Annotated in this window: 22 protein-coding genes and 1 pseudogene; 5 read left to right on the plus strand and 18 right to left on the minus strand. The window is 70.3% G+C overall.

All coding sequences use genetic code 11. The annotated features are described in order from the left end of the window. Positions 1-45: 45 nt before the first annotated feature. The 8 genes from ACH4EW_RS19300 to ACH4EW_RS19335 form a co-directional block, all read right to left on the minus strand. Positions 46-819: a LuxR C-terminal-related transcriptional regulator gene (locus tag ACH4EW_RS19300; protein WP_398258361.1), complete on the minus strand. Its 774-nt coding sequence runs from the start codon at positions 817-819 to the stop codon at positions 46-48. Between the two features lie 293 nt (positions 820-1,112). Continuing rightward, complete coding sequence (gene galK, locus ACH4EW_RS19305; RefSeq protein WP_398258363.1) at positions 1,113-2,279, minus strand: galactokinase; 1,167 nt, start codon at positions 2,277-2,279, stop codon at positions 1,113-1,115. Beyond that, on the minus strand, positions 2,276-3,256 hold the full coding sequence (galE, locus tag ACH4EW_RS19310) for a UDP-glucose 4-epimerase GalE (protein WP_398258365.1): 981 nt from the start codon (positions 3,254-3,256) through the stop codon (positions 2,276-2,278). The genes galK and galE overlap by 4 nt, the downstream gene beginning before the upstream one ends. Next, entirely contained in the window at positions 3,253-4,296 is a 1,044-nt protein-coding gene (galT, locus tag ACH4EW_RS19315; RefSeq protein WP_398258367.1) for a galactose-1-phosphate uridylyltransferase, read from the minus strand. The genes galE and galT overlap by 4 nt, the downstream gene beginning before the upstream one ends. 179 nt (positions 4,297-4,475) lie before the next feature. Next, positions 4,476-5,171 (minus strand): LuxR C-terminal-related transcriptional regulator, encoded by a 696-nt coding sequence (locus ACH4EW_RS19320; RefSeq protein ID WP_398258369.1) that lies wholly within the window; start codon positions 5,169-5,171, stop codon positions 4,476-4,478. Between the two features lie 219 nt (positions 5,172-5,390). Continuing rightward, entirely contained in the window at positions 5,391-7,367 is a 1,977-nt protein-coding gene (locus ACH4EW_RS19325) for a PQQ-binding-like beta-propeller repeat protein (RefSeq protein WP_398258371.1), read from the minus strand. A gap of 131 nt (positions 7,368-7,498) precedes the next feature. Continuing rightward, positions 7,499-9,247 (minus strand): PQQ-binding-like beta-propeller repeat protein, encoded by a 1,749-nt coding sequence (locus tag ACH4EW_RS19330; RefSeq protein ID WP_398258373.1) that lies wholly within the window; start codon positions 9,245-9,247, stop codon positions 7,499-7,501. Positions 9,248-9,568: 321 nt separating this feature from the next. Further along, positions 9,569-11,386 carry an ABC-F family ATP-binding cassette domain-containing protein gene (locus ACH4EW_RS19335; protein ID WP_398258375.1) on the minus strand — a complete coding sequence of 606 codons (1,818 nt, stop codon included), beginning with the start codon at positions 11,384-11,386 and terminating at the stop codon, positions 9,569-9,571. Positions 11,387-11,550: 164 nt separating this feature from the next. Here ACH4EW_RS19335 and ACH4EW_RS19340 point away from each other — a divergent pair, with 164 nt between their 5' ends. Then, positions 11,551-12,231: a lipoprotein gene (locus tag ACH4EW_RS19340; protein WP_398258377.1), complete on the plus strand. Its 681-nt coding sequence runs from the start codon at positions 11,551-11,553 to the stop codon at positions 12,229-12,231. A 31-nt stretch (positions 12,232-12,262) separates the two neighbouring features. Here ACH4EW_RS19340 and ACH4EW_RS19345 read toward each other — a convergent pair whose 3' ends face one another. The 5 genes from ACH4EW_RS19345 to rsmI all read right to left on the minus strand — a co-directional run bounded on the left by ACH4EW_RS19345 (position 12,263) and on the right by rsmI (position 16,552). After that, complete coding sequence (locus ACH4EW_RS19345; RefSeq protein WP_398258379.1) at positions 12,263-13,156, minus strand: 4-(cytidine 5'-diphospho)-2-C-methyl-D-erythritol kinase; 894 nt, start codon at positions 13,154-13,156, stop codon at positions 12,263-12,265. After that, positions 13,153-14,046, minus strand: a complete 894-nt coding sequence (gene rsmA, locus ACH4EW_RS19350) for a 16S rRNA (adenine(1518)-N(6)/adenine(1519)-N(6))-dimethyltransferase RsmA (RefSeq protein ID WP_398258381.1) — start codon at positions 14,044-14,046, stop codon at positions 13,153-13,155. The genes ACH4EW_RS19345 and rsmA overlap by 4 nt, the downstream gene beginning before the upstream one ends. Before the next feature lie 59 nt (positions 14,047-14,105). After that, on the minus strand, positions 14,106-15,002 hold the full coding sequence (locus tag ACH4EW_RS19355; RefSeq protein WP_398258383.1) for a TatD family hydrolase: 897 nt from the start codon (positions 15,000-15,002) through the stop codon (positions 14,106-14,108). 92 nt (positions 15,003-15,094) lie between these two features. Then, positions 15,095-15,484, minus strand: coding sequence for a hypothetical protein (locus tag ACH4EW_RS19360; protein ID WP_398258385.1), 390 nt, complete (start codon positions 15,482-15,484; stop codon positions 15,095-15,097). 171 nt (positions 15,485-15,655) lie between these two features. Next, positions 15,656-16,552, minus strand: a complete 897-nt coding sequence (gene rsmI / locus ACH4EW_RS19365; protein WP_398258387.1) for a 16S rRNA (cytidine(1402)-2'-O)-methyltransferase — start codon at positions 16,550-16,552, stop codon at positions 15,656-15,658. A gap of 53 nt (positions 16,553-16,605) precedes the next feature. Here rsmI and ACH4EW_RS19370 point away from each other — a divergent pair, with 53 nt between their 5' ends. After that, positions 16,606-18,390, plus strand: coding sequence for a dolichyl-phosphate-mannose--protein mannosyltransferase (locus ACH4EW_RS19370; RefSeq protein WP_398258389.1), 1,785 nt, complete (start codon positions 16,606-16,608; stop codon positions 18,388-18,390). 185 nt (positions 18,391-18,575) lie between these two features. Here the strand turns inward: ACH4EW_RS19370 and ACH4EW_RS19375 are convergent, their stop codons facing one another. Beyond that, complete coding sequence (locus ACH4EW_RS19375; protein ID WP_398258391.1) at positions 18,576-19,541, minus strand: DUF1152 domain-containing protein; 966 nt, start codon at positions 19,539-19,541, stop codon at positions 18,576-18,578. Between the two features lie 305 nt (positions 19,542-19,846). On the opposite strand from ACH4EW_RS19375, the gene ACH4EW_RS19380 reads away from it, so the two are divergent. Then, positions 19,847-21,487 (plus strand): penicillin-binding transpeptidase domain-containing protein, encoded by a 1,641-nt coding sequence (locus ACH4EW_RS19380; RefSeq protein ID WP_398258393.1) that lies wholly within the window; start codon positions 19,847-19,849, stop codon positions 21,485-21,487. A gap of 133 nt (positions 21,488-21,620) precedes the next feature. On the opposite strand, the gene ACH4EW_RS19385 is transcribed toward ACH4EW_RS19380, so the two are convergent. The 3 genes from ACH4EW_RS19385 to ACH4EW_RS19395 all read right to left on the minus strand — a co-directional run bounded on the left by ACH4EW_RS19385 (position 21,621) and on the right by ACH4EW_RS19395 (position 24,415). Next, positions 21,621-22,418, minus strand: coding sequence for an SDR family NAD(P)-dependent oxidoreductase (locus ACH4EW_RS19385; protein ID WP_398258395.1), 798 nt, complete (start codon positions 22,416-22,418; stop codon positions 21,621-21,623). Beyond that, positions 22,415-23,578, minus strand: coding sequence for a serine hydrolase domain-containing protein (locus ACH4EW_RS19390; protein WP_398258568.1), 1,164 nt, complete (start codon positions 23,576-23,578; stop codon positions 22,415-22,417). The genes ACH4EW_RS19385 and ACH4EW_RS19390 overlap by 4 nt, the downstream gene beginning before the upstream one ends. Positions 23,579-23,644: 66 nt before the next feature. Then, positions 23,645-24,415: an energy-coupling factor ABC transporter ATP-binding protein gene (locus tag ACH4EW_RS19395; RefSeq protein WP_398258397.1), complete on the minus strand. Its 771-nt coding sequence runs from the start codon at positions 24,413-24,415 to the stop codon at positions 23,645-23,647. 136 nt (positions 24,416-24,551) lie between these two features. Between ACH4EW_RS19395 and ACH4EW_RS19400 the strand changes: the two genes are divergently transcribed. Then, entirely contained in the window at positions 24,552-24,713 is a 162-nt protein-coding gene (locus tag ACH4EW_RS19400) for a toxin-antitoxin system HicB family antitoxin (protein ID WP_398258399.1), read from the plus strand. Then, positions 24,710-25,776: pseudogene (locus ACH4EW_RS19405) on the plus strand (RNA-guided endonuclease InsQ/TnpB family protein). Before ACH4EW_RS19400 ends, ACH4EW_RS19405 begins: the two are co-directional and overlap by 4 nt. 41 nt (positions 25,777-25,817) lie before the next feature. Here ACH4EW_RS19405 and cbiQ read toward each other — a convergent pair. Continuing rightward, positions 25,818-26,579 carry a cobalt ECF transporter T component CbiQ gene (gene cbiQ, locus ACH4EW_RS19410; RefSeq protein WP_398258401.1) on the minus strand — a complete coding sequence of 254 codons (762 nt, stop codon included), beginning with the start codon at positions 26,577-26,579 and terminating at the stop codon, positions 25,818-25,820.

Consider the following 26,579-nt stretch of genomic DNA (forward strand, 5'->3'; position numbering starts at 1 on the left):
GTGCCCCTCCCGGCAAGCTTTGCCCCGTCGGGCAAACACTGCCGGTCACGGCACTGGGACCCGGGCCGGTTCGAGATCGACCGGTCCGACACCCGCCCGCCGGGCCAGTGCGACCGCGGCCAGCGTCGAGTGCACGCCGAGCTTCCCCAGCACGTTCTGCATATGCGTACGCACCGTGTGCGGGGAGAGGTAGAGCCGCTCCGCCACCGCCTTGCGGCCCAGGCCCGCCACCATGCAGCGCAGCACCTCGCGCTCGCGCGGGGTCAGCGACTCGACCAGCTCCTCGCTCTCGGTGCGATGCTTGCGTGCTGCCGTCAGCTCCCGCAGCACGCCCGTGAGCAGGGCCGGGGGCAGATGCGTCTCGTCGCGCAGCACTCCCCGGATGACCGTGAGCAGTCGTTGCAGCGAGCAGTCCTTGGCGACCCAGCCCGAAGCCCCGGCCTGCAGCGCCACCGCTGCCCGGAGCGGGTCGTCCTTCTCGGCGAGCACCACCGTACGCACGGAGGGCCGGCCCGAACGGACCCCGGCGACCAGCGAGATGCCGTCCGCCGGGCCTTCCTCCCCGCTGCGGGGGGCCGGGACGGGTGCGTGGCGGCCCTTCGCCGCGGTCAGGATGCCCAGTTCGGCGTCGATCAGCATCACGTCGTAGTCCCGCCCCTCGGCGGCCGCCCGCTCCAGACAGCGCAGCGCGGCGGGGCCACTGCCCGCCGCCGCCACATCGACGTCCGGCTCGGCCGCGAGCGCCGCTGCGAGCGACTCGGCGAAAATGCGGTGGTCGTCCACCACGAGAACCCGGATACGAACCACAGGCACCCCCATGCCGCGTCTGTTGCCGGGCCACCCCCCGGTCCGCTGAAGGGCCGCAACGGCGCGGGTACGGCCGCCCGGATCGGGGAGATGGACCGCAGTCCCACGGCCGCCGCCGTGTTTCGACTGCAACCCGCCCCGGGCGCCGTACCCGACTGTCTCGTACCCCTGAATCAGCACCGGCCCCCACCGGTGCTGTGCATCAGAGTACGGCCGGGACGCCGGAGCGGAAGGCAATTCGCAGAACTGACCGGCTCTGCTCCGTTGGCTGTGGTAGATGTCCCGTCTTGAGGCAGAAGTGGACCTCAGCCGATCTGCCGGGCACCCGCCGAAGGAACGGCGGGGAAGATCCGCGGCGCCGCGTAACCCGCCGAAGCGAACGCCTCCAGCACGGACTTGGAGACCGTGTCCGCCTGCGTCTCGTCCACCAGCACGATCGCCGAGCCGCCGAAGCCGCCGCCGGTCATCCGGGCGCCGAGCGCCCCGGCCTCGCCCGCCGCCGACACCACCAGGTCCAGCTCGGGGCAGGAGACCCGCAGATCGTCGCGGAGCGAGGCGTGCCCCGCGTCCAGGACCGGGCCCGCGGCCCGCACATCGCCCGCGTCGAGCAGCGCGATGACCTGCTCCACGCGCTGGTTGTCGCTGACCACATGGCGTACGTAACGCACCACGGACTCGTCCACGCCGGCCTCGGCCAGGGTGTCCAGGGCCGCGCCGAGCCCCTCGTACGGCAGCTCACGCAGCGTCCGCAGGCCGAGCGCGGCGGCCCCCGCCTCGCAGCCGGCCCGCCGCTCGGCATACGCGCCGTCGCCGAGCGCGTGCTTGACCTGGGTGTCGACGACCAGCAGCCGCAGCCCGTGGGCGGCCAGGTCGAAGGGGACCTGGCGCTGGGTGAGGTCGCGGGTGTCGAGGTACAGGGCGTGGCCCTCGGTGCAGCAGGCGGATGCCATCTGGTCCATGATCCCGCACGGCACACCGACGAACGCGTTCTCGGCGCGCTGGCCGATGACGGCCAGCTCCGAGGCGGAGAGCCCCAGTTCGAACAGGTCGTTCAGAGCCAGCGCGGTGACGACTTCGAGGGCCGCGGAGGAGGAGAGCCCGGCGCCGGTGGGGACGGTGGAGGTCAGCTGGATGTCCGCCCCTGTGACGGGGTGACCGGCCTCGCGCAGCGCCCAGACGACCCCGGCCGGGTACGCCGCCCAGCCGTGCCCCTGATGCGGGGCCAGTTCGTCGACCCGGAGCCGGACGACACCGCCCGGTACGTCGGTCGAGTGGAGCCGCAGCTCACCGTCGGTGCGGCGGGCGACGGCCGCCTTCGCGGTGTGCGGCAGCGCGAGCGGCATCACGAAACCGTCGTTGAAGTCGGTGTACTCGCCAATCAGATTCACCCGGCCGGGCGCCGCCCAGACTCCTTCGGGAGCGCTCCCGTACAGCTTCGTGAAGCCCGCGGTCGGCTCACTGTTCACGGTCATGGGGCGGTGGGTTCCTCTCGGCGGGCGAACGTCCAGGCGTCGGAGACGATTCCGGTCAGGTCCGCACGCGAAGGCGTCCAGCCGAGCCGCTTCCTGGCGGTGGCGGCGGAGGCGACCAGCACGGCGGGGTCACCGGCGCGGCGCGGGGCCGCGGTCTCGGGGACCGGGTGGCCGGTGACCTCGCGGACGGTCTCGATGACCTCGCGCACCGAGAAGCCGTTGCCGTTGCCGAGGTTGCAGATCAGGTGCTCGCCCTCGGTGGCCGCGTCCAGGGCCAGCAGATGGGCCTCGGCGAGGTCGGCGACATGGATGTAGTCGCGGACGCAGGTGCCGTCGGGGGTCGGGTAGTCGTCGCCGTACACGGAGATCGACTCGCGCTGCCCGAGGGCGACCTGGAGGACCAGCGGGATGAGGTGCGACTCGGGGCTGTGCCGCTCCCCGCAACTGCCGTACGCCCCGGCCACGTTGAAGTAGCGCAGCGAGACGGCGGCCAGCCCGTGCGCGGCCGCCTCGCCGGTGATCATGTGGTCGACGGCGAGCTTGGTGGCGCCGTAGGGGTTGGTGGGCGCGGTCGCGTCGGACTCCGTGATGGGAGTGGTGACCGGTTCGCCGTAGGTCGCGGCGGTGGAGGAGAAGACCAGGGTGCGCACCCCGGCTTCCCGCATGGCGGCGAGCAGTGCCACGGAGCCGCCGACGTTGTTCACCCAGTACTTCTCCGGGTCCACGACGGACTCGCCGACCTGCGAGTACGCGGCGAAGTGCAGCACCCCGTCGTAGGAGGCGTCCAGCCACTTGGCCGCGTCCTGGATGCGGCCCTGGATGAACTCGGCCCCGGCAGGGACGCCCTCCAGGAACCCGGTCGACAGGTCGTCGAGGACGGTGACCGCGTGACCGGCCTCCAGCAGATGCTGGGCGACCACGCTGCCGACATAACCCGCGCCACCCGTGACCAGGTACTTCTTCTGGGGCTTGCTCACTCGCTCGCTACCTCTCGCAGTCGCTGGGCCGCGGCCTCCGGCGGCACATCGTTGATGAACACATTCATGCCGGATTCGGAACCCGCGAGGAACTTCAGCTTGCCCGAGGTGCGTCGGATGGTGAAAAGCTCCAGATGGAGCCCGAAGTCCTCCCGCCCGGGGACACCGAACGGGGCCTGGTGCCAGGCCGAGATGTACGGGGTCGGCGGCTCGCCGGGGCCGAAGATCCGGTCGAATCGCCTCAGGAGTTCCAGATAGATCTGCGGGAACTCCGCACGCGCCGCCTCGTCGAGCCCGCGCAGGTCGGGGACGCGGCGGCGGGGGTGGAGATGGACCTCGTACGGCCAGTGCGCCGCGTACGGCACGAAGGCGACCCAGTGCTCGCCGCTGATGACGATCCGCGAGCCGTCCTTCTCCTCGCGGGCCACCACGTCGTCGAAGAGGTTGCGGCCGGCCTCGGCGCGGTGGGCCTCCATCGAGCGCAGCATCAGCTCGGTGCGCGGGGTGACGAAGGGGTAGCCGTAGATCTGCCCGTGCGGATGGCCGAGCGTGACGCCTATCTCGGCGCCCCGGTTCTCGAAGCAGAACACCTGCTTGACCTGGTCGAGCTCGGCGAGTTCGGCGGTGCGGTCGGTCCATGCCTCCAGGACCAGGGCGGCCTGGTCCTCGCTGAGGTCGGCGAACGACGCGTCGTGGTCGGAGGTGAAGCAGACGACCTCGCAGCGGCCGGAGTCGCCGGCGAGCGAGGGGAAGCGGTTCTCGAAGACGGCGACATCGTAGTCCGTTTCGGGGATCTCGCTCAGCCGGCCGTCCCGCGAGGGGCAGAGCGGGCATTCGTCGGCCGGCGGGTGGTAGATGCGGCCCTGGCGGTGCGAGGCGATGGCGACGCTGTCACCGAGGAACGGGTCACGGCGGATCTCGGACGAGGTCGAGACGGCATCGAGGGGCCGCCGGTCGACGGCATCGCGCACGGCGTCGTCACGGCTGTCGTAGTAGAGCAGCTCCCGGCCGTCGGCGAGCGTCGTAACCGTCTTCTTCACCAGGCTCCTCCAAACATAACCCAACATAATGAATCACAAGCCAACAGGCCCGTCAACGATTCAAGCGGGGCACATACGGGCGTGACCTCCCCCGTTTCTGGGGAGGCCCCCCGTTTCCTGCCTGGATTTACCGACCATGCGATCACAATCAAACAAAGAACCCCAGGAAACCGACAGCATCACCCGATGCCGTCGGGCCCCTGCTCGTTCAGCGGCACCGACCGGTCCAGCAGCCCTGTGCGGGCCGCGAGCGCCGCGGCCTCCAGCCGGGAGCCGACGCCCAGTTTCATCAGCACCCGCTGCACATGCGTACGCGCGGTGCTCGGCGCGATCCGCATCCCGGCCGCGATCAGCCGGGTGTCCTCGCCCTCGGCGACCCGCACCAGGACCTCGACCTCGCGCGGGGTGAGCATCTGCAGCAGCCGCTGCCCCTCGTCGTCCGGCGCCGCGGCCGGATTGAGCAGTTCGGCGAAGGCGCCCTGGAGCAGTTGCGGCGCCACCACCGCCTCGCCGGCGCGCGCCTTGACCATCGCCCGTTCGACGCCCTCCATGCGCTCGTCGTGCCGGACATATCCCGCGGCGCCTGCTGCGAAGGCCGCCGCGATCCCGCGCGGACTGGGCACGGGCCCGAGCACCACCACGGCCACCTGAGGGCGCTCACGCCGGATCCGCACGATCGGGTCGAAGGCGCCGGGTTCGGCAGGTGCCGCAGTACCGAACAGACAGACATCCGGAGCCCTGCTGACCACCAGCTCGGCGGCACCCGAGGCCGGCGCGGCTGCCGCGAGCACCCGGTGGCCCCGCAGTTTCAACGCCGAGGCGAGCGCCTCGGCGAGCAGTCTGTGATCGTCGACCACCATGAGCCGCACGCTCATCGAACATCCCCCAAACACTGGCGCCAGGCCCCCCGGCCGCCCTGACCCGGCAAGCTACACGCTTGTTCGACGTTCCGGGCCCCTTACCCGGCAGAAGCCCCCCGGGGTGTCGGATTATGCGCCATCAGGGCTGTCCGACGGGCGGAAAACGACCGGCCCTGCCGGTCGAATGATCGACCGGCAGGGCCGGGCATGGGTGCGGTCCCAGGTCGTAAGGGATCAGTCGGTGACGAAGGCGACGGCGAGGTACTTCTTGCCGCTCAGCGAGGCCCCGCTCGACTTGCTGAGCATCGTCTGGGAGATGTAGAAGCGGCCGGCGGAGTAGAGCATTTCGGAGTAGTCCCCGGTGAAGCTGCTCTCGACGTCGCGAACGGACTTCTCGGCCGGGTTCTCCATCAGCACGGTCTGCTTGAAGGTGGAGCCGTCGATGGAGATGACCTGGCCGCCCTTGTCGTACGGGGGCATCTTGTACGCGATGATGTTGCCGCCGTCCATACGGAGCGGGAACATCGTGTAGCGGTCGCCCGCGTCCGCCCGGTCACTGGTCGGCTTGCCCGTGGTGAGATCGAAGGAGACGATCTCGTTGGTGTCGCCGTACTCGCCGGAGCCCTCGTGGTCCTCGGTCGGCACGTAGATGCGGTTGTTGCCGACGGCCACCTTCTTGCAGCTCTCGACCGCGGTGGATTCGCAGCGCGCGGCGTACTTCTCGCCGTCCGCCGCGATCCTGGTGAGCAGCTTGCCGGTGTTGGCGTCGATCGAGAAGAAGTCCGAGATACCGCTGCCGTCACCGGCGGTGTCGCCGACGTCGGCCGCGACGACCAGCGGCTTGGTGGAGACGATGTTCGCGAACTCGACACCGGGCGGCATCTTGTACGAGGAGACCGGGGCGCCGGTGGTCGGGTTCAGCGACTGGATGACGAGCTGCGGTTCGTCGTACGTACCGCACTTGCGGACGACGGCGAGCGCCTCGCCGCCGCCGTAGCCCGCGTCGTAGCAGCCGTCGGTGGAGACCTTGGGCTTCCAGCGCTCGGCGCCGGTGTTCAGGTCGAAGGCCGCGCCGCCCTCGGTGCCGGCCGCGGCGACCGTGGTGCCGCTGAGCGTGATCTCGTTGAACCTGACCGGCTCGTCACCACTGGTGGCGGCGGTCACCGACTTGCTCCACATCAGCTTGCCGGTGTTCAGGTCGAGCGCGCCGACCTGGTTGCACGGCTGGTATTTCTTGGTCGCGGTCGGCTTGGCCGCCTCGAAGGCGATGGCCGTCTTGTAGTCCTTGGACATGTGCCGGGAGGCGGCGCAGACCTGGCCCGCAAGCGGGATGGACCACAGCTTGGTGCCCTTGACCGCGTCGTAGCCGACGATCTCGTTCACGCCGGTCTTCACGTAGGCCTTGTCGGTCATCCAGGAACCGTCGACCCTGATGATGTCGTCGGCCTTCGGATCCGGCAGCTGGAATGCGACCTGGGACTGGGGGTCCGCCGGTGCCTTCTCCTTGCCGCCGCCACCGATGGTGCCGCCCTGGCCGCCCTTGTCCTCGCCGGCGGAGCCACCCGACTGGGACGCCTGGCCCTTCTTGCCGTCGTCACCGCCGCTGGAGGCGAACCAGACACCCGCGACGACGACCAGCACCACGGCGACCGACGCGGCGACGATGATCTGCATCCGGGTGGTGAACTTCTTGCCGCCGTCCCCGCTCTGCTGCGGCTGCGGGTACTGCTGCTGTATCGGGGCGGTCGGGTAGCCGTACCCCTGCTGCGGCGGCTGACCGGCCGGCATGCCGTGCGGGAATCCGTAACCCTGCTGCGGCGGCTGACCGGGCGGCATGCCCTGCGGGAATCCGTAACCCTGCTGCGGCTGTCCCGGCACGGGCGCCTGCGGGTAGCCGTAACCGGGCTGCGGGGGCTGACCCTGCGGGTAGCCGTAGCCGGGGCCGGGCTGCTGCGAAGGCCCTGCGGGAGCGCCTGCGGTCGGCGGGGTCTGCGGGGCTCCTGTCGGCGGCGGGGTCTGCGGGGCGCCGAATCCTCCCGTGGGCGGGGTGGCCTGCTGCTTGCCGGACGGATCGGCGGGCGGCGGCGTCGGTGCGCCGAACCCGCCCGGCGGGGGGTCCTGCGGGGCACCGAACCCGCCCGGTGGGGGGTCCTGCGGGGCACCGAATCCGCCCTGGGGCGAATCGTTGGGCGGCTGGGGCGGCTGTGTCATGGCGTACGTACCTCGGGGGGAGGGAGATTCGGTGGGGAGGGACCGGCAGTGGCCGGGGTTGCCCGGGCCACTGCCGGTCGTGAACCGTCGGGCGCCGACGGTCTTGTTCCGTCAAAAGCCTTTGTGAGCCGTCAGTTACCGAAGGCCATCATGGTCTTCGTCTCCAGCTCTTCCTCGTCGTTCCGTGCGCTGACCCGTCCGCTCACGATGAAGGAACGGCCGTCCGCGTAGACGATCTTCGACTTGTAGAAGGAGTTCTCGATCGCGGCCGTCGATGCCGGGTGCCGCAGCACCATCCGCGGCGTGCCACCGGTCGGTGGGAGGATGGCGATCCCGCCGCCTTTGTTGTATCCGGCCTTCATGTGGAGCAGCACATTGCCGCCGTCCATGCGCAGTGGCTTCACCGTGCGCCCGGCCGGGGCCGCGGACTTCCATTTGGGCTTGCCGGTGTTCAGGTCGAACGCCACGACCTTGTTCGTACTGTCGGCGCCGATGGAGTCCGGCGCAGTCGGCAGGTAGAGCGTGTTGGCGTCGGCGGCCACACCGGTGCAGCCGTCCAGGGTCTTGCCGAAGATGGCGAAGTCGTTGCCGCAGTCCGTCTCGAACTTGTCGTCCTTGTCGCTGACGAGCGCGGAGCGGCGCGTGCCGTTCTCGTCGAGCGCGAGGACGCCCCACTGCTTGTCCTTCTTCATCGAGACCACCAGTGGACTCACCGAGTAGACCCGGTCGACCTCCCATCCGCGCTTGGCGCGATGTGTCCATCGGGGCTTCCCCGTGACCGGGTCGAGTTCCTGGATCTGCTGCTGGGGATTGCTGACGTCATCGGTGCGGCAGTTGGAAGCGGCGATCAGCTTGGGCCCGCCGGCGAAGGCGAACGGCTGGCAGTCGCCCGGCTGGTTGCCGAACAGTTCCTTGCCGTCGCTGACCCGGAAGGCGTTGGAGTTGCCGGCGCGCCCGACCGCCACGGTGTCGCCACTGATGGCGAGGGAGATGTCCGACATCATGTCCCAGACGCCGTTCTTCTTGATCGACTTCTTCCAGCCGGCCTTGCCGGTGTTGAGGTCGATCATCTGGAGGTCCGAGCAGTCCGCCTTGTCGGTGGTCCCGTTTTTGACCGCGACGACCATCTTGCCTCCGTCTGTGGGCTGCGCGGGCGCCGCACACAGGTCGGTGGGCAGCTTCACCGTCCACTTCTGCTCGCCGTCGGCCATGGAGTAGCCGGTGACGGAGCGGTACATGCCCTTGACGATCACACCGTTGGCGACCCAGGGGCCGTACACATCGGCGCCGTTGCGCGGCAGGTCGACATCGTTCTTCCGCAGCCAGAGAACCTTCGCCTCGCCCTTCTGGCGCCCGGCGTTGAGGTCCTCGTCGACCTTGCGGCCGTCGCCGTTGCCGTCGCCCTCGTTGACGGAGGGCGAGCCGCTCTTCTGCGCGGCGGGCTTCTTGTCGTCGTCGCCCCCGCTCGTGGCGATGAATATGCCGCCGCCGATCACGAGGAGCGCGACGGCGGCGGCGCCGATGATCAACGCGGGCTTGCGCTTGGAGTTACCGCCGCCCTGACCGCCGGAGCCCGGTGCTCCGGGGTACTGCTGCTGCGGGTAACCGAAACCGGGCTGCGTCGGCTGGTTGTACGGGCCGGGCTGCTGGGCGTACGGGCCCGGCTGCATCGGCTGGTTGTACGGCCCCGGCTGCTGGGCGTACGGCCCCGGCTGCGTCGACTGGTTGTACGGCCCCGGCTGCTGCGGGTTGCCGTAACCGGGGACCTGCGGCGGGCCACTCGGCGGCGGGGTCTGCGGCGGCTGAGGACTTCCCGGCGACGGCTCCTGCGGTGCGCCGAAGCCCCCCTGCGGCGGTTGCTGGCTGGGCGGCTGGGTCATCAGCACGTCCCCCTTCGTGCGGTCCGGTGCCCGTTCCGTTCTCCCCCGCGATTCCGCAGATCTCGAAGGTCCGACAAGAACCCCGGACCCCCCGGAAAGGAGCGAATCGGGCATGGATCCCGCGGCGTTACGACAGTCGAGCGGGCCTTCTTTGTACCACCCGCAATACTTCGGGCATCGGGTCGGTCCACCCCCTGTTCCCAAGGGAGAACCGCCCCGTGATGCCCCCGTTACGCCTCGGACGGGTGCCACCGGCCCCCGCGGCGCCGCCGGACGTCGGCCACCGGGCTGCGGCCGCGGGTCACACCGAAGGCGTCCCGATCAGGCGTCCTCGGCCAGTTCCAGCCAGCGCATCTCCAGCTCATCGCGCTCCGCGACCAGTTCGCGCAGCTCCGCGTCCAGCTTCGCCACCTTCTCGAAGTCCGTGGCGTTGTCCGCGATCTGTGCGTGCAGCGCGGTCTCCCGCGTCGAAATCTTGTCGAGCTGCCGCTCCACCTTCTGCAGTTCCTTCTTCGCCGCGCGGGCGGCCTGCGGGGAGACGGTCGCGGCCGGCGCGGCCTTCTCCTTTGCCGCCGCGGGTGCGGCGGAGGGGGTGGCCGCTTCCTCCATTCGCTGCCTGCGCTCCAGGTATTCGTCGATCCCGCGCGGCAGCATCCGCAGCGTGCGGTCGCCGAGCAGCGCCATCACCCGGTCCGTGGTCCGCTCGATGAAGAAACGGTCGTGGGAGATCACGATCATCGATCCGGGCCAGCCGTCGAGGAGGTCCTCCAGCTGGGTCAGGGTCTCGATGTCGAGGTCGTTGGTGGGCTCGTCGAGGAAGAGGACGTTCGGCTCGTCCATCAGCAGGCGTAGGATCTGGAGCCGGCGCCGCTCACCACCTGAGAGGTCACCGACCGGCGTCCACTGCTTCTCCTTCGAGAAGCCGAACTGCTCGCAGAGCTGGCCCGCGGTCATCTCCCGGCCCTTGCCGAGGTCGACCCGGTCGCGCACCTGCTGGACCGCTTCGAGTACCCGCAGGTTCGGCTTGAGCTCGTGGACCTCCTGAGAGAGGTAGGCGAGCTTGACGGTCTTGCCGACGACGACCTTCCCGGCGGCGGGCTGCACGTCACCCTGTGTGCGGGCCGCCTCGGCGAGTGCCCGCAGCAGCGAGGTCTTGCCCGCGCCGTTGACCCCGACCAGGCCGATCCGGTCGCCGGGGCCGAGCTGCCAGGTGAGGTGGGTGAGCAGCGTCTTGGGGCCTGCCTGGACGGTCACGTCCTCCAGGTCGAAGACGGTCTTGCCGAGCCGGGCGTTGGCGAACTTCATCAGCTCGCTGGTGTCGCGCGGCGGGGGCACATCGGCGATCAGTTCATTGGCCGCCTCGATGCGGTAGCGCGGCTTGGAGGTACGGGCGGGGGCGCCGCGGCGCAGCCAGGCCAGCTCCTTGCGCATCAGGTTCTGCCGCTTGGACTCCTCGGTCGCGGCGATCCGCTCCCGCTCGGCCCGTGCGAAGACGTAGTCGCTGTAGCCGCCCTCGTACTCATGGACCGTGCCGCGCTGGACGTCCCACATGCGCGTACAGACCTGGTCGAGGAACCAGCGGTCGTGGGTGACGCAGACGAGCGCCGAGCGGCGTGCCCGCAGATGGCCGGCCAGCCAGGAGATGCCCTCGACGTCCAGGTGGTTGGTCGGCTCGTCGAGGACGATCAGGTCCTGCTCGGCGATGAGCAGCTTGGCCAGCGCGATCCGGCGTCGCTCGCCGCCGGAGAGCGGGGCGATGACGGTGTCCAGGCCGTGCTCGAAGCCCGGCAGGGCGAGCCCGCCGAAGAGTCCGGTGAGCACATCACGGATCTTCGCGCTGCCCGCCCACTCGTGGTCGGCGAGGTCGCCGATCACCTCGTGCCGGATGGTCGCCTCGGGGTCGAGCGAGTCGTGCTGGGTGAGGACGCCGAGGCGCAGCCCGCCGCTGTGGGTGACGCGGCCGCTGTCCGCTTCCTCGAGCCTGGCGAGCATCCGGATGAGGGTCGTCTTGCCGTCGCCGTTACGGCCCACGACGCCGATCCGGTCCCCCTCGGACACACCGAGGGACACGCCGTCGAGCAGGGCACGGGTGCCGTACACCTTGCTGACCTGCTCGACATTGACCAGATTGACGGCCATTTCACTCCTGCCTGGGGGATCGATCGACGTCCCAGGGTAGTCGGCTCGCGGCTGCGATAGCGTGCGGCAATCGATCAGGGGGCGGGGCGGCCCGACCAAGGGGCGGGGACCCGGCCGGAAGATCTTCGAACATCTCAGGGGCGGGGACGTCAGTGGGGACTTCAATGGTGCGTGAGACCGTGCGCAACGCTGTCCGCAAGCCGATGCGGGCCGCGGTTCCGGCGGCTCTGCTGGCGACGCTTGCGCTGGCAGGGTGTTCGTCGGCGTCGCAGGATGCGGCGGCCGTGGGCGAGAAGCCGGCCGGCGGGAAGCCGTCGCAGAAGGCCGGGGCGGCCGGGAGGACCGCCGCCAAGGGGGGCACGGTCGGCGGCTCCGGCTCGGCCTGCCCGCTGCCCGTCACCTTCGACCTCGCAGCGTCCTGGAAGCCGAAGGCCGTCAGCGTCGATCCGGACTCCGAGCTCGGTGCCGCACTGGGCGTGCAGGGCCAGGTCACCATGGTCTGCGAGATCGACGCGAAACCGGCGGGGAACATCGGTTATCTGCGGGTGTGGCAGGGCGAAAAGTCCGACCGCACCCCGCGCCAGGTCCTGGAGGCGTTCATCGCGGACGAGGACGGCGCCGGAAAGGTCACGTACGGCGAGACCAGGGCGGGTGACCTGGCCGCGGCCGAGGCCGGCTACACGGTCAGAAACAAGCTGCTGGACGAGGTCAAGAAGGAGCGGGCCTTCGCCGTCGCCACTCCGGACGGGCCGATCGTGGTCCATCTGGGCGGGATGGACTCCGAGGAGCACAAGGCGATGCTCCCCGCGTACGAGCTGGCCAAGAAGAGCCTGCGGCTCGGCTGACCGGGCGGCGGTGCCGCCCGGCCGGCCCGGCTCACAGGACCGTCGCGCCCGGCGCCGGGGACACCGCGGCCCGCGCGTTCCGGCATGTCCCCGAGGTGACCAGCGCCTCGGCGACCTTCCGCGCCGACTCCGCGTCCGCCACCAGGAACGCGGTGGTCGGCCCGGAGCCCGAGACCAGGGCGGCCAGGGCGCCGGCCGCGGTGCCCTCGGCGAGGGTGTCGGCGAGGGAGGGGCGCAGGGAGAGCGCGGCGGGCTGGAGGTCGTTGCTCAGGGCGCCCGCGAGAGCCGCGGTGTCACCGGTCCGCAGCGCGTCCAGGAGCGCGGCGGACGCGGTGGGGTCCGGGACGTCCGTACCGGCCGTGAGCCGGTCGAACTCGCCGTAGACGGCCGGGGTGGAGAGCCCGCCGTCGGCGACCGCGAAGACCCAGTGGAAGGTTCCGCCGACATCGATCGGGGTCAGCTGCTCGCCTCGTCCGACGCCGAGGGCCGCGCCGCCGACCAGGCTGAACGGTACGTCGCTGCCCAGCTCCGCACAGATAGCGAGGAGCTCCTCCCGGCTCGCGCCGGTGGACCAGAGGGTGTCGCAGGCCAGCAGCGCGGCAGCGCCGTCGGCGCTGCCGCCCGCCATGCCGCCCGCGACGGGAATGTCCTTGGCGATGTGGATGTGCACATCGGGTGCGACGCCGTGCAGCTCGGCCAGTGCGATCGCGGCGCGGGCGGCGAGGTTCGTCGCGTCCAGCGGGACCTTGGCGGCGTCCGGGCCCGAGCAGGTGATGCGCAGCTCGTCGGCCGGGGTGACGGTGACCTCGTCGTACAGGCCGACGGCGAGGAAGACATTGGCCAGGTCGTGGAAGCCGTCGGGGCGCGGGGCGCCGACCGCGAGCTGGACGTTGACCTTGGCGGGTACGCGGACGGTGACGCTCACTCGCCACTCCCGGAGGGCTTGTTCTCGGCGGAGGGCTTGTTCTCGGCAATGGCGGCGAACTCCTCGACCGTCAGCGCCTCGCCGCGGGCCTGCGGCGAGATCCCGGCCGCGACCAGGGCCGCTTCGGCGGCGGGCGCGGAGCCCGCCCAGCCGGCCAGGGCCGCCCGCAGTGTCTTGCGGCGCTGGGCGAAGGCCGCGTCGACGACCGCGAAGACCTCGGTCCTGCTCGCGCTCGTCGCGATCGGCTCGGTGCGCCGGACCAGCGACACCAGACCGGAGTCGACGTTCGGGGCGGGCCAGAAGACATTGCGGCCGATGGCCCCGGCCCGCTTGACGTCCGCGTACCAGTTGGCCTTCACCGACGGCACGCCGTAGACCTTGTTGCCCGGCCTGGCGGCCAGCCGGTCGGCGACCTCGGCCTGGACCATGACGAGGGTCCGCTCGATGGACGGGAAGCGCTCCAGCATGGTCAGCAGGACCGGCACGGCGACGTTGTACGGAAGGTTCGCGACCAGCGCGGTCGGTGCCGGGCCCGGCAGCTCCCGGACCAGCATCGCGTCGGAGTGCACCAGGGAGAACCGGTCGGCACGCCCCGGCATCCGGGCGGCGACCGTGGCCGGCAGGGCACCCGCCAGCACGTCGTCGATCTCGACGGCGACGACCCGGTCCGCCGCCTCCAGCAGTGCCAGGGTCAACGAGCCGAGCCCCGGACCGACCTCGACGACGACATCGTCCGGGCGGACTTCCGCCGTCCGCACGATCCTGCGGACCGTATTGGCGTCGATGACGAAGTTCTGACCGCGCTGCTTGGTCGGGCGTACGCCCAGCTCGGCGGCCAGCTCGCGGATGTCTGCGGGGCCCAGGAGGGCATCGGGCTCAGTGGTGCTCACCCGGTAAGCCTACGGCCGCGGCGCGGCCGTGGGGCTCGCCCCCGTTGGGCCGGCACCGGTCAGTAGTCGAATGCGCGGGCGGTGTTCTCGGAGATGGCCGACGCCAGGGTGTCCTCGTCCACGCCCTTCACCTCCGCCATGGCACGCAGCGTGACGGGAATGAGGTAGGGCGCATTGGGTCGTCCGCGGTACGGGGCGGGGGTCAGGAACGGTGCGTCCGTCTCGACCAGGACCAGTTCCATCGGCGCGACGGCCAGCGCGTCACGCAGCGGCTGGGCGTTCTTGAAGGTGACATTGCCCGCGAAGGACATGAAGTACCCGGCGTCCGCGCAGATCCGGGCCATGTCGGCGTCGCCGGAGTAGCAGTGGAACACGGTCCGCTCGGGGGCGCCCGCGTCGGCGAGGATGCGCAGCACATCCGCGTGCGCCTCGCGATCGTGGATGACCAGCGCCTTGCCGTGCCGTTTGGCGATCTCGATGTGGGCCCGGAAGGACTCCTCCTGCGTGGCCATGCCCTCGGGGCCGGTACGGAAGCGGTCGAGCCCGGTCTCGCCGACACCGCGTACGTGGTCGAGTGCGGCCAGCGCGTCGATCTCCGCGAGGGCCTCGTGCAGCGCCGCCTGCCCGCCCCCTTCGCGCGCTCCCTGCCGCGACCACCCTCCCCCAGCCCCAGAGGGCTGGGAGGTGCCCCCCTGGTCACCGTGCACGATGCGCGGCGCCTCGTTGGGGTGCAGGGCGACCGCCGCGTGCACGTTCGCATGCGCGGCGGCGGTCTCGGCGGCCCAGCGCGAACCGGCCACGTCGCAGCCCACCTGGATCACGGTGGTCACATTGACTGCCGCGGCCCTGGCCAGGCCCTCCTCGACAGTTGCGTCCTGCATGTCCAGGTGGGTGTGCGAATCGGCGACCGGCACCCGGAGGGGTTCGGGCAGCGGCGGGGCTTCGGTACGACTCATGACGACGATCGTACGAGGACCGCGCCCGTGGCCTTGCTTGCGGCCAGTGGGTCCTGCTTGCGGCCGGTGGGTCCTGCTTGCGGCCCGTGGCCTTACTTGCGGTGGAAGGGATGCAGCAGGTCGGACAGGTGCCAGTGGCGCTCCGCACCTGTGGGTACGGCAGTGGCGGCCACGGCCTCGCCCTCCCGGGCGCCGGTGTCCTCGGTCGCCCGCCGCGTCGGGACGGGGGTGTGGAGCAGCTGCTGAACGGTCGAGACCCGGCCGGCCCGCATGATCCGGACCACGTGTCCGCCGCAGTTCGTGCAGGTCGGCCTGGAAAGGGGTGAGGGCACCCGTTCGCCGTCCGCCTTGTATATGACGAAATCGTTATTGGATCCGTCGACGTGGTGCTCTATCTCGTAAGCCTGCTCCCAGCCGTATCCGCACCTCATACAGGCGAAGGCATACGCCTCATGCACGGTGGTTGCTGCGCTCTCGCTCATGCCCTGCTCCTTTGTCCGCCGGACAGGCACTCCGGACAAGCACTCCGGAGAATGCGTCCCTGATCCAGTGGACGCCCTGACCGGCAAAGGCGCATCAAGCCTGTCGAGTGTTGGAGCGAATTTGGCCTTCTCGTGGCAGAAAGGCCCGGCGCGCGGCTCGCGCTTTGCTTTTTACGACAGTCCTTTGCCCTCCGCCGGGCCGGTTCGCGCCGCATTCTTTGCCGCGACGACGGCATCGAAGACTTCACGCTTGGGCAGTCCCGCATCTGCGGCAACAGCGGCGATGGCCTCCTTGCGCCGCTCCCCCGCCTCCTCGCGCACCCGCACCCTGCGTACCAGCTCCGCGGCGTCCAGTTCTTCGGGTCCGGAGTCGGCCGCGCCCTCGACCACGACGGTGATCTCGCCGCGTACCCCTTCGGCCGCCCACGCCGCCAGTTCGCCCAGCGGGCCGCGCTTCACTTCCTCGTACGTCTTGGTCAGCTCCCGGCACACGGCCGCCCGGCGGTCGGCGCCGAAGACCTCTGCCATCGCCGCGAGGGTGTCGTCGAGCCGGTGCGGGGCCTCGAAGAAGACCATGGTGCGGCGCTCGTCGGCGACCTCGCGCAATCTGCCGAGCCGTTCTCCCGCCTTGCGCGGCAGGAAGCCCTCGAAGCAGAAACGGTCGACGGGCAGCGCGGACAGGGCGAGAGCCGTGAGCACCGCGGACGGGCCGGGGACCGCGGTGACCTTGATGTCCTTCTCCACGGCTGCGGCCACGAGCCGGTAGCCGGGGTCGGAGACGGACGGCATTCCGGCGTCGGTGACCAGCAGGACGCGCGCGCCGCCGGTCAGTGCCTCGACGAGTTCGGGCGTACGGGCCGACTCGTTGCCCTCGAAGTACGAGACGACCCGCCCCGTGGTGTGGATGCCGAGGGCCTGCGTGAGGCGGCGCAGCCGTCGGGTGTCCTCGGCGGCGACGACATCCGCCGTCTCCAGTTCGACGGCGAGGCGGGGCGGGGCGTCCGCCACATCGCCGATGGGGGTTCCTGCCAGTACCAGCGTTCCAGTCGTTCCAGTCACATGAGTCATCCTCCCAGCACGGGCGAGCGCGCCCGCACAGACGCGTTCCCTACGATGGCGCGGTGACGAGTACCTCGCCCGAAGCCCAGCAGGGCCCAGACGCCGGGAAACCGCACGGCGAAGAGCCGGCCTCCTGGCAGCAGCGGCTGCGCCGTTTCGGCCATTCGCCCCGGCCCGGAATCGGTCTGCGTGAACGGCTGGTTCCGCCGTACACCCGCCCCAGCGCCCAGTTGTGGACGGTGCTCAGAATCTCCCCGCTCATGGCCGAGCGCCTGGTGCGGTGGTCCGCCTGGGGCGCTCCGCTGCTGGTGGCCCTGTTCGCCGGGGTGCTGCGGTTCTGGGACCTGGGCAGCCCGCACGCGCTGATATTCGACGAGACGTACTACGCCAAGGATGCCTGGGCGCTGGTCCACCAGGGCTACGAGGGGGACTGGCCCAAGGACATCGACAAGCTGATCCTCGAGGATCCGTCGAAGGTGCAGGTCCCGTCGGATCCGGGCTATGTGGTGCACCCGCCGGTCGGCAAGTGGATCATCGGGATCGGTGAGCTGATCTTCGGTTTCACGCCGTTCGGCTGGCGGTTCATGGTGGCGCTGCTCGGCACCCTGTCGGTGCTGATGCTGTGCCGGATCGGGCGGCGGCTGTTCCGCTCGACGTTCCTGGGGTGCCTGGCCGGCACGCTGCTCGCCGTCGACGGTCTGCATTTCGTGATGAGCCGCGCCGCGCTGCTCGACACGGTGCTGATGTTCTTCGTGCTGGCGGCGTTCGGCGCTCTGGTGATCGACCGCGACTGGGCGCGGCGCCGCCTCGCCGCCGCGCTGCCGGTCGACGAGGAGGGTGTGCTGCGTCCGGATGCCGGGGTCGCGGAGACCCTGCGGCTGGGCTGGCGTCCGTGGCGGCTCACCGCCGGTCTGATGCTGGGGCTGGCCTCCGCCACCAAGTGGAACGGCCTGTACTTCCTGGCCGCCTTCGGTCTGATGACGGTGCTGTGGGATGTGGGCGCGCGCCGGACCGCGGGTGCGCGCCGACCGTACAGGGCGGTGCTGAAGCGGGATCTGCTGCCGGCCTTCGTCTCGACGGTCCCGGTCGCGCTCGTCACGTACGTCGCCTCCTGGACCGGCTGGATCGTCACCAACAAGGGCTACTACCGGAACTGGGCGCAGACAGACGGCAGCGGTGGCAACTGGACGTGGCTGCCGGACTGGCTGCGCAGCCTCTGGCACTACGAGTACCAGGTCTACGAATTCCATGTGAGTCTGACGTCCGGCCACACCTACGAGTCCAATCCGTGGAGCTGGATCGTGCTCGGCCGGCCCGTCTCGTACTTCTGGGAGGAACAGTCGGGCTGCGCGGCCTCGGAGACCGGCAAGTGCGCTCGCGAAGTGCTGGCCATCGGGACGCCGCTGCTGTGGTGGGCGGCGTGTTTCGCCCTGGTGTACGTGCTGTGGCGCTGGTTCTTCCGGCGCGACTGGCGGGCGGGGGCGATCGCCTGCGGTGTGGCGGCGGGCTGGCTGCCCTGGTTCTTCTACCAGGAGCGGACCATCTTCCTCTTCTACGCGGTCGTGTTCGTGCCGTTCCTGTGTCTGGCGGTCACGATGATGATCGGCGCGATGCTGGGGCCGGCGGCGGGGACCGGGTCCGGGTCCGGGTCCGGGTCCGAACGGGAACTCGGCCTGATGACCGGCGATCCGTCGGGAGAACGGCGGCGGATGCTGGGGGTGATCGCGGCGGGCGTACTGGTATTGCTGATCATCTGGAACTTCATTTACTTCTGGCCCATCTACACGGGAACGCCCATTCCCGACGAGTCCTGGCGGAACCGAATGTGGCTGGATACCTGGATCTAGCTGGGAAGACGCACCAAGGGGCCGCAGTCACCGACTGCGGCCCCTTGGTGGTTGTTGGCCATCATCGGTGCCTGTTGGCCGCCTTCGGACGGCCCACAGACGGCCCACAGGCAGGCCGGGGCGGCCCGGGGAACGGCCCTGACACCCGTGAGGCGGATCCCCGTTCGTGCGTTCCGGAGAAAGGCTCAGTGCGGGAATGCCCGCGGCGGACGCTGACGGGGCAGCGTGGTGCGGAACTCCTCGATCACGGAACTCACCTGCCGCATCAGCGAAGTCCGTTCCAGCAGACCGAGGTAGAGATTGCGGCGGGCCAGTCCAGGCAAATCCACACAGAAGTACAGTGCCATCAGTGGGTTGACGAACAACTCGCTGCCCTTGGTCCTTTCCGTGAACCGGACGTCGCCGAAGTCACCGCGCACGGCGGCGGCGACGGATCCGTGCACGATGCTCGGGTGGCTCGCGGTGTGGCGCTGGGCGTGCGCCACCGCGTCGAGATACAGCGCGCCCTCCCGCCCCGCCCCGAGCAGCGAGAACGCGCCGAGATAGGAGCCGTCCCGGTCCAGGGCGGCCAGGTTCTCCAGCACGAGCGAGTGGTTCACGCCGTGATACGCGTCCACCCCGAAGCCGAGGCAGGCCACCAGTCGGTGTGGGACCTCGTCGAGCCTGCTCACGGCGGCCAGGCTCGCCATGTCCTCCTCCGGCGTGCCGAGACCGTGCTCGTCGCCGCGCATCAGGATGTCGGTCCCGCCGTCCACCAGCACGACCGCGTCGACACCGCCGAGATGCGTGATCAGCGCCCGGTAGGCTGCCCGCAGCGGACCGACCCCGATGCTCGGGAACGCGTACACGGTCGGCGGCAGATCCTGCGTCACGAGCCACTGCGCGAGCGTCCGTTCGGGGAAGTAGTCGCCGCGGTGGGGGGTGTCGGGCCCGACGGCCGCGACGTCCTGGTCCACCCACACATCGAGGTCCAGGCCGTACAGGTCGGCGAAGGACAGGTTGGCGAGGTGCACCTCCTTGCCCGCCGACCGCAGCGCGAGTGCGAGCGGCAGCCCGGCGTACACGTCGAAGCCGCCGCCCGCACCGGCGATGAGTACCCGTCGCGCGTCGCGCAGGCGGGTGAAGAACGCGGGTTCCCCCAGAGAGATCACCGCATGACGCTAGCAGGAGAGCGTCACCTGCTGGTCAGGGCCTATTTCTCTGCGATGCGCGAGGCTTTATTCACTTCCGGCCCATCTGCACGGGAGCGCCCATTCCCGACGAGTCCTGGCGGGACCGAATGTGGCTGGATACCTGGATTTGACCGGCACACAATGATTTGACCTGGGTGTATTCACGCCACACATATCGCATTCCGATAACAACCGCCTCGGCTGTCATCACCGTCCCGTAAGGTGCCCGACAGCATCCCCTTGAACACGTTCAAGGGGAACTCCTGGGGAGGGGGACTGCAGGAATGCGCAGTGGAGCGAAGGTTGCGATAGTCGGCGGAGTGTTCGCGGTCGTGGTCGGCGGGGTGGGCTACGGGGCGTACAACGTCCTGGACGAGCTGAACGGCGGTGGCGGCGACGGCACCGGCAGCAAGTCCACCTCCCCCGAGGTGAAGACGGGACCGGTCACCCGGGCGGAGATCGACGACGCGTCGAAGAAGTTCCTCAAGGCCTGGGCGAGCGGTGACGCGGCCACCGCGTCGCAGCTCACCAACAACGCCGTCGAGGCCGAACCGGTCCTGACCGGCTACCGCGAGAGCGCCCATGTATCCGAGGCGGTGATCACTCCGGGCCCGGCGGTGGGCACGAAGGTGCCGTACACGGTGAAGGCGACCGTGTCGTTCGAGGGGAAGTCCAAGCCCTGGTCGTACTCCTCCGAACTGACCGTGGTGCGCGGTCTGACCACCGGCAGGCCGCTGGTCGACTGGGCTCCCACCGTGATCCACCCGGATCTGACGGCCGGTGCGTCACTCAAGACGGGTGCGGCGTCGACGCCGTCGATCGAGGCCCTCGACCACAACGGCAAGGTGCTCACCAAGGAGAAGTACCCCTCCCTGGGGTCGATTCTGGACGCGCTGCGCGAGAAGTACGGGGAGAAGGCCGGCGGCACGGCGGGCATCGAGACCTGGATCGAGAACGCGGACGCGGGCGGCCCGGACAAGACCCTGCTGACGATCAGCAAGGGCAGGCCGGGCAGGCTGCAGACCACGCTGGACGCGAACGTCCAGGCGGCGGCCGAGGTGGCCGTGAAGAAGTTCAGCCAGGCCTCGGTGGTCGCCCTCAGACCGTCCACGGGCGCGATCCGCGCGGTCGCCAACAATCCGGCCACCGGATTCAACGCGGCGATGCAGGGCAAGCAGGCGCCCGGGTCGACGATGAAGATCGTGACGGCTGCGATGCTGATCGAGAAGGGCCTCGCGGCGGCCGACCGTCCGGTCGAGTGCCCGAAGGACGTGATCTGGCAGGGCCGCACCTTCCACAACCTGGACAACTTCTCCCTCCCGGACACGGCCACACTCACCACCAGCTTCGCCCGGTCCTGCAACACCGCCTTCATCAAGCTGATCGACGAAGTGGATGACGACACCGCGCTCGCCAAGGAGGCCCGCGACGTCTTCGGAATCGGCCTGGACTGGCAGACCGGCGTCGTGTCCTTCGACGGCAGCGTGCCCGAGGCGACCGGAGGCGAGGCGGCCGCCCAGTACATCGGTCAGGGCACGATCCAGATGAACGCGCTCAACATGGCGTCCATCACCGCCACCGCGAAGAACGGCACCTTCCGCCAGCCGGTCCTCGTCGACCGGGACCTCGACGGCAGGCCGATCGCCACCGCCTCCCGGTCGCTTTCCCCGTCCACCTCCCAGCAGGTCACCAACATGATGCGCCAGACGGCGAGTTGGGGCACCGGAAAGGCCGCGATGGCCTCGGTCGGCGGCGACAAGGGCGCCAAGACGGGCTCGGCGGAGGTCGACGGCCAGGCCACGTCCAACAGCTGGTTCACCGGCTTCAGCAGCGACCTGGCCGCAGCGGCGGTCGTCCAGTCCGGCGGCCACGGCGGCGACGCGGCGGGACCGGTGGTGGCGGCGGTGCTGCGAGCGGGGGCGTGACGCATCCGTCCTTGCCCGCGTGGAACCTCGTCGCGTGACGCGCGTGGTGTTCGCTGGTGTGCAGGGCATGAGCTCCACTGGTCACCTTCGCCGGGATCGGCGCTCCGTGGTGAGTGGCGTGGGCAGGTTCTCCCTACTCCCCCGAAACCGCCTGCCGGAAGCCTGAGTTCACGGCTGTCAGACCCCCGTCCACGCGCAGCGTCGTCCCCGTGATCCAGGCCGCGTCACGCGAGGCGAGGAAGGCGACGGCGGACGCGATGTCGTCCGGCTCGCCGATCCTGCCGAGCGGGTAGAGGCTGCTCAACCGGGACAGTTCCGTGTCGCGGCCGGCCCAGGCGTCGGTGCGGATCGTGCCGGGTGCGACCAGGTTGACGCGTACGCCTCGCGGTCCCGCATGGCCCGCGAGGGTGCGGGTCAGGCTGCCGAGGCCCGCCTTGGCCGCGCTGTAGGCGTGATTACCGAAGTCCTGTTCGCCGTTGACCGAGCCGATGTTGACGATCGCGCCCCGGCCGGAGGCCACCAGGTGCGGGAGGGCGGCGCGGGCACAGCGGTACGGGCCGGTCAGGGTGATGTCCAGGTCGCGCTGCCATGCCTCGTCCGGCTCGTCCTCGAAGAGCGGGGCGTCGGGGGCACAGGCGTACGCGTTGTTCACCAGCACGTCGAGGGAGCCGAAGGCAGCGACGGCATGGGCGACCGCGGCCTCGACCGCGGCCCGGTCGCCCACGTCGCAGGGCAGCGACTCGGCCGTCGCGCCCGTCTCGCGTATCTCGGCGGCGGTGCGTCCGGCGCGGTCGCCGTCCAGGTCCGTGACCAGGACGCTCGCACCCTCCGAGGCCAGTCGGCGGGCCGTGGACGCACCGATGCCCTGGCCCGCTCCGGTGATGAGTACGCCGTATCCGTCGAACCGTGAAGCAGAGTAAGGAGGAGTCATAGCGCCGACCGTACTGCTCTGACCAGGGCCTGGGCACGGTGATCGGCGGTGACTCCCTTCTGCAGACCGTTCGTCACATAGCCCAGGGCGATGCCGGATTCGGGATCGGCGAATCCGAGCGAGCCGCCCCGGCCCGGGTGACCGAACGAGCCGGGGGCCAGCAGCGGGGCCGCCGGGCCGTGCAGCATGTAGCCGAGGCCGAAACGGGTGTTGACGACCAGGACCCGGTCCGGGCCCACCGACTCCTCGGTGCGGGCGAGGGTGAGCGTGGCCGGGGCGAACAGGCGGTGACCGTCGACCGGGCCGATCATCGCGGCGTAGCAGCGGGCCAGCGCGCGGGCGGTGGCGATGCCGTTGGAGGCGGGGAGTTCGGCCGCCCGGTAGGAGGGGTCGTTCTCGTCGGGGAGGGGGTCTATGGCCCCGAAGGAGCGGCGGGTGAGGGACTCCGGGTCGCGGTACGCCTCGGCGACGGACCGCTTGGGCCGCATCCGCAGGGCGCCGCCGTTGCCCGCGTCGGCCGAGGGTTCGACGGGCCCGATCCGGCCCACCCGGTGCGCCTCCTCGACCGGGAGGCCGAACCAGAAGTCCAGGCCGAGCGGGCGGGCGATCTCCTCGGCGACCCAGCGGCCGACGGTGCGGCCGGTGACCCGTCGCACCAGTTCGCCTATGAGCCAGCTGTAGGTCTGGGCGTGGTAGCCGTGGTCGGTGCCGGGTTCCCACTGGGGGCGCTGGGACGCGACGGCCTTCGGCCCGGAGATCCCGTCGGCCGCCTGCAAAGGGGTCAGTGGGCGGTCGAGGGCGGGGATGCCGGCCCGGTGGGCGAGGAGGTGGCGGACGAGTACACGTTCCTTGTCGGCCGCCTTGAACTCCGGCCAGTACGTGCCGACCGGGGCATCGAGGTCGACCTGGCCGCGCTGGTGCAGCATCAGCGGTACGGCGGCGGCGATGCCCTTGCCCGCCGAGCGGACTATCTGCACGGTGTCGACGGCCCATGGTTCGACGCCGTCGACGTCTCTCGTACCGGCCCACAGATCGACGACCTTGCGCCCGTCCCGGTAGACCGCGACGGCGCCGCCGCGTTCGCCGCGCTGCTCGAAGTTACGGACGAAGGCATCCCGGACCGGTTCGAATCCGGCCGCCACCGTGCCGCGTACGTCCACGCCTGCTCCTGCGCTCCCGCTCATCCCCCCATGGTGCATGCCGCCGCAGGCCGGACGAGTGGCGGGTCAGCTCATGTGCACCGTCACGGAGCGCGGGTCGAAGCCGAAGGGCAGCTCCAGGCGGTGGGTGCGCATCAGTTCCTCGTCGCAGAGCAGGTCCTGGGTGCGGTCGTCGGCGGCGATGACGCCCTCGCTCAGGACGACGGCGCGCGGGCAGAGCTCCAGGGCGTACGGCAGGTCGTGCGTGACCATGAGCACGGTGACGTCCAGCGCCCGCAGGATGTCGGCGAGTTCGCGCCGCGAGGCCGGGTCCAGGTTGGAGGACGGCTCGTCCAGGACGAGGATCTCCGGCCGCATGGCGAGGACGGTGGCGACGGCGACGCGGCGGCGCTGGCCGAAGGAGAGGTGGTGCGGCGGCCGGTTCGCGTACTCCTCCATGCCGACCTGCCGCAGGGCTTCGGTGACGCGTTCTTCCAGTTCGGCGCCGCGCAGGCCGGAGGCGGCGGGGCCGAAGGCGAGGTCCTCGCGGACGGTGGGCATGAAGAGCTGGTCGTCGGGGTCCTGGAAGACGATGCCGACGCGGCGGCGGATCTCGGCGAGGTTGCGCTTGTCGACCGGGAGACCGGCGACGCGGACGGTGCCCGCGCCGGCGTCGAGGATGCCGTTGAGGTGGAGGACGAGGGTGGTCTTGCCGGCTCCGTTCGGGCCGAGCAGGGCGACGCGTTCGCCTCGGGCGACCGTCAGGTTCACCCCGAAGAGCGCCTGGTGGCCGTCGGGGTAGGCGTAGGCGAGGCCACTGACTTCCAGGGACGGCGCGGGAGTGGAGGACTGGCTCATAGGGGCCATTAGATTCCTTTCGAGGCGACCACCGGCTTCGGCCAGCGGGGCAAACGACTCTGCGAGTGCGCTGCGGAGCAGCGCAGCGCCCGGTTTCCTAACGTGATTCAACGTTAAAAGTGGTAGCATTTTGGTTGTGGCAAGAGGAGATAGCCGGGAGTCGTTGAACCTTCGCATCCCGCCGGAGCTGAAGCGGCAGGTCGAGGGGTACGCCCACCGGGCGGGCATCTCACTCAACGCTGCCGCGTGTGTACTGCTCGCCGATGCTCTGCGTCTTGAGCGGAGGCGCCAGGGGTGATCCGTGCCCACAAGTTCCTTCTGCGTCCCACTGCCGTTCAGGAAGCCGCACTGCGGGCGATGCTCGCCGATCATTGCTCCCTGTACAACGGCGCGCTCCAGGAACGACGGGATGCCTACCGGCACAGCTCGAAGACCAGCATCAAGTACGGAGACCAGTCGGCGCAGCTCAAAGAGATCCGTGCCTTCGATCCCGAGCGCCAGGGCCGCTGGTCCTTCTCTTCGCAGCAGGCCACGCTTCGGCGCCTGGACAGGGCATTCCAGGCGTTCTTCCGCCGCTTGAAGGCCGGTCTCGCTCCCGGATACCCCAGGTTTCCGTAAGGGGCCGTGTGAAGACGATCGGCGTCAAGCGAGAAGGCAACCGCTGGTATGTGGTCCTTTCGTGCGATGAGGTGCCCGCCGAGCCGCTGCCAGCCACCGGTACGGTTGTCGGAATCGACATGGGGGTCACCCACTTTCTGACTACCTCGGACGGCAAGCACATCGCCAACCCTCGTTTCCTCGAAACGGCGGCTGGGGAACTGGCAGAGGCGCAGCGGCACCTGGCGACGTTCCCCCGGCGTACCAAGCGGCGCACGAAGGCGCACCGGGCCGCCGCACGGAAGGTCGCCAAGATCCACGCGCAGATCCGCCGCCAGCGCCTGGACCATGCGCACAAGGCTGCGCGAAACCTCGTGCGCGACTATGAAGAGATCGCGCACGAACGGCTGAACATCGCGGGCATGACCCGCGTTCCCAAGCCGAAACCCGACCCTGAACAGCCCGGTGCGTTCCTCCCGAACCAGCGGGCCGCGAAAACCGGACTGAACCGATCGATCCTCGACGCGGGTTGGGGGGTGTTCCTCGCGATCCTCACCCACAAGGCTGAAAGCGCCGGTCGGACCGTAGTGGACCCCCGCAACACCTCCCGCACCTGCCCGTCCTGCGGGCACGTCGCCAAGGAGAACCGCGTCACCCAAGCAGAGTTCCAGTGCAGGGCGTGCGGCTTCACCGCGAACGCGGATCATGTTGGAGCGCTGAACGTTCTCAACAGGGCCGGGCTGGCCCTCTGCGACGCGGCCTAGCCACCGACGCAGGAAGCCCGCGCATTCACGCGTGGGTGGAGTCACCCCAGCAGACAGATGGCGAGGGTCACGAGGGCGAGCACAGGGAGTGCGGCGGCGTACGCCCACTGGGTCCGGGAGGCCGTCACCTCGTCGATGACCGGCATGGAACCGGCGTAGCCGCGGCTGACCATCGCGAGGTGGACGCGTTCGCCGCGCTCGTACGACCTGATGAAGAGCGCGCCGGCCGATTTGGCCAGGACACCCCAGTGCCGTACCCCGCGCGCCTCGAAGCCGCGGGAGCGGCGGGCGATCGACATCCGGCGCATCTCGTCGGTGATCACATCGCCGTACCGGATCATGAAGGAGGCGATCTGGACGAGCAGCGGCGGCAGCCTGAGCCGCTGGAGACCGAGCAGCAGCGAGCGCAGTTCGGTGGTGGAGGCAAGGAGCACGGAGGCGGCGACGCCGAGGGTGCCCTTGGCGAGGACGTTCCAGGCGCCCCAGAGGCCGGGGACGCTGAGGGAGAGGCCGAGGACGTGGGTCTGCTGGCCGGGCACCACGAACGGCATGAGCAGTGCGAACGCGACGAACGGCACCTCGATGAGCAACCGCCCCAGCAGGAAGCCCGCGGGGATGCGGGCCAGGGCGGTGACGGCGCCGATCAGTACCGCGTACAGCGCGAACGCCCACACCGCCTCGCGCGGCGTCGAGACGACGACCACGACGAAGCAGAAGACGGCGGCAAGCTTGCAGTGCGGCGGCAGGTCGTGGACGGGTGAGTGCCCGTGCCGGTAGAGCCTGTGCGCGTGTCCGGCGCCCAC

Origin of the sequence: Streptomyces sp. NPDC018000, assembly GCF_044328025.1 — a bacterium.
Classification (GTDB): Bacteria; Actinomycetota; Actinomycetes; order Streptomycetales; family Streptomycetaceae; genus Streptomyces.